The sequence below is a fragment of the Paenibacillus sp. JT31N11 genome (assembly GCF_056269285.1).
Genome location: NZ_JBWDNQ010000057.1, coordinates 1 through 2780, shown reverse-complemented (window position 1 = coordinate 2780; position 2780 = coordinate 1). Strand labels below are relative to the sequence as shown.

2 protein-coding genes are annotated in these 2780 nt (G+C 47.9%); both read right to left on the bottom strand.

Annotated features, from left to right (window positions below; all coding sequences use genetic code 11):
• Window positions 1-351: 351 nt before the first annotated feature.
• On the bottom strand, window positions 352-1215 hold the full coding sequence (locus tag AC0YNV_RS40590) for an RNA polymerase sigma-70 factor (RefSeq protein WP_475773118.1): 864 nt from the start codon (window positions 1213-1215) through the stop codon (window positions 352-354).
• Entirely contained in the window at window positions 1193-2494 is a 1302-nt protein-coding gene (locus AC0YNV_RS40585) for a phytoene desaturase family protein (RefSeq protein ID WP_475773117.1), read from the bottom strand. The genes AC0YNV_RS40590 and AC0YNV_RS40585 overlap by 23 nt, the downstream gene beginning before the upstream one ends.
• Between the last annotated feature and the right edge of the window lie 286 nt (window positions 2495-2780).

Sequence of the window (2780 nt, the reverse complement as noted above, 5' to 3'; positions counted from 1 at the left end):
TCCTGGATGATGGGATTTAAAGGGCTATGACCCGTTGCGTACTCCCATCGTACCGAGGCGCTCGTTTTTTTGCAAAGCGGTAATTTAACGCTCTACAGGAATGCTATCGTAATCCGTTAGCTTAATGAAGGCTGCCAGAACTTTAGCTCGGCAGCCTTCAAGGTTGTGGAGCAATCTTCCTCCTTGGTGGTCTCACCCACTGACTCGGGTAACCTTCCGCACTCCGCACGCAGTATGTAATTAAAGCCTAAAATTTCGCCCTACTTGTAATACGGTTCCCCTTAACGGACCTAACGGCGAAAAAAGAAAGGAGTGCTTCGGCAGCTCCTTTCGAGCTTTTAAGTAGTGATTCTATAGATGTCTTAACTTTTCCGGATTTGCGACAGTATAAATCGCTTCGATCTTATGATCTCGATAAGCAAAAGAATAAACATATTGAATCCCTTCATCCAAACGAATGCGGATTCCGGGGAGCCCATTCACCATGAGGAACGAGTACATAAATTTACCCGCATGCATGTTGATCACATTCTGATGAAGCTTCAGCACTTGCTCAAACCCGACAACAGGTACTTGTGCCGCGCTTACTTTGCCTCCGCCGTCCGAGTAGAGCACAACATTCTCGCTAACCAGTTCAAGAAGCTTCGTCGTATTTCCTTGCAACAGCGAATTCACAAACTCTTTAATCTTATCCTCCGCAATGGAAACCGACGGTTGTTGGTCCGGGTCGAAATGGATGCTTTTTTTGGCGCGGTGGAAAATTTGCCGGCAATTCGCACTGCTTTTCCCGACGATATCGGCAATCTCTTCAAACGAATAATGAAAAATCTCTCGAAGAAGAAAAACCGCCCTTTCCATTGCACTCAATTGCTGCAGAAGCAGAAGATAAGCCGTGGAAATCGACTCCGACCGCAAATACCTATTAGATGGATCGTTGTCCGAAGCCCCTTTTTCAATCAGGGGCTCCGGAAGCCATGGACCGACGTACATTTCCCGCTTTTTGGCTGACGAGCGCAACAGATCCAGACAACGATTCGTTACGATCTTGTATAGGAATGCCCTTTCGTTTCGGATTGTCCCGACGTCGGACAGTCCGTCATAGCTCAAAAAAGCATCTTGTACGATATCTTCCGCATCCATGACGCTGCCGAGCATTCGATAGGCTAACGAAAACAGCTCTGTTTTATAACGTTTATACAATTCCTCTATGCTCATAAAAGGCATTCCTCTCCTTACCCTCAAGGGAGAGCATGTGTTGTATGGCTCTTTTGGCGCTTGCCGTCGCGGCATCAACCAATACTTCACCGTGCGACGCCCATTCTCCTGCTACATATAATCCTTGTATTTCCGGGACAGCGGGTCCGGGATTCTCAAGACGTTTCATATGCATAAAGTCGTGACAAACCGTCAGTTTAGGAAGATATTGCTTGACAATCAGTTCTTCCCGCCATCCCGGCTGCATCAAATCCAACACACCTTCCAGTTCATGCAAATCTTTATCCGGGTCCGTTTCTTTCCCTTGGTACTTAATGAGCGATATGACTTGCGCGCCATCGTCGCTTAGATAAGCCGCACGCGATTGATTGGTAAAAAGCACGGTCTGATCGATCCCGTATGCAAATTGTTGTTTAGGCTTGGGTAGTCGTTTCAAGGCCACGTCCAGGCAAGCCGCGGTAATCTCAATCGCTTGTTCTTTCCAGGTATGAAGGGCGGTTTTTTCTGCAGAGGGCACCAACTCATTTGCGATAGAAGGCGATGTGGCAAGGACAACATGGAGCGTATCGAGTTTCGTTCCGTCTTCACAGAGAACCTGCCGCACGATCCCGCCCCGGGTATCGATGGACGAGACTTTGGTATTTGTTTCAAACCGCACTCCCAGATCGGTTGCCTTTTGCCGCAATTCCTCGATCAATTCACCCCAGCCACGATCCAGGTACAACACGCCTTTAAGGGCATTCTGCAGTTGTTTCAATACTGGACCCGCAGCTGGCAAATCCGGCCCGACCACATAACTGGCGGCACGAAGTAACGAATAAAAGATATTGCGCACCATGGGATCTCGCAAATTCCCTTCGACCCATTCGCGGACACTGATCCGATCAAATCGACGAGTATCCGCTTTTAAAAGTTTCATAAGACAGGAAGCAAACTCCATCTTTCCTTTCCAAGACAACAGCGGGGTCGTAAACAAGGATTTCATATCCGAAGGCAAGGTGTTCAATTTCCCTTTCCAAATGCCATAGGCATCACTCGAAGGTTGCTTTCCTTGCAAGGTCAGTCCCAATTCCCGGAAAGTCGCGTACGCATCTCCCGTATACAAGGCATGCGCGCCCAAATTGAAGTAAGCTCCTTTTTTCTTGTTGGAAACGGCTCGGCCGCCTAAGCGATTCTGTTTTTCAACGACCATGGTTTGTTTCCCGGCTTTAGCTGCGTAAATTGCTGCGGTTAAACCCGCAATTCCTCCACCAACCACGACCACATCAACCTTTTGCATCGTTCATCATCCCTTCGCAATTTTACCTGTATGACGGGCAAGGGATGTGAAGTGTGACAGAAAGCAAAAAAAAATTAAGTTACGAAGGAACAGTTCATGCAGACATTTCGAAAACGCCGTTCAGAGAACTGCCGGTTAATGGAGCAACTGCCGTAGGCAACTGCTCCATAATGGGTTCAACTATCGTACCCGTTCGTATTATGAGGTCACCAGATCTTTCTGGTGGACCTCATTTTTGTGTGGTCGTAAGATAGCGATAGCCGGGGATTGAACGTTCGTGCCCGTG

What these genes read in the sequence shown, in the direction of transcription:
- AC0YNV_RS40590 (WP_475773118.1), bottom strand. Translation starts at nt 1,215, where the DNA reads ATGAGCATAGAGGAATTGTATAAACGTTATAAAACAGAGCTGTTTTCG.
- AC0YNV_RS40585 (WP_475773117.1), bottom strand. Translation starts at nt 2,494, where the DNA reads ATGCAAAAGGTTGATGTGGTCGTGGTTGGTGGAGGAATTGCGGGTTTA.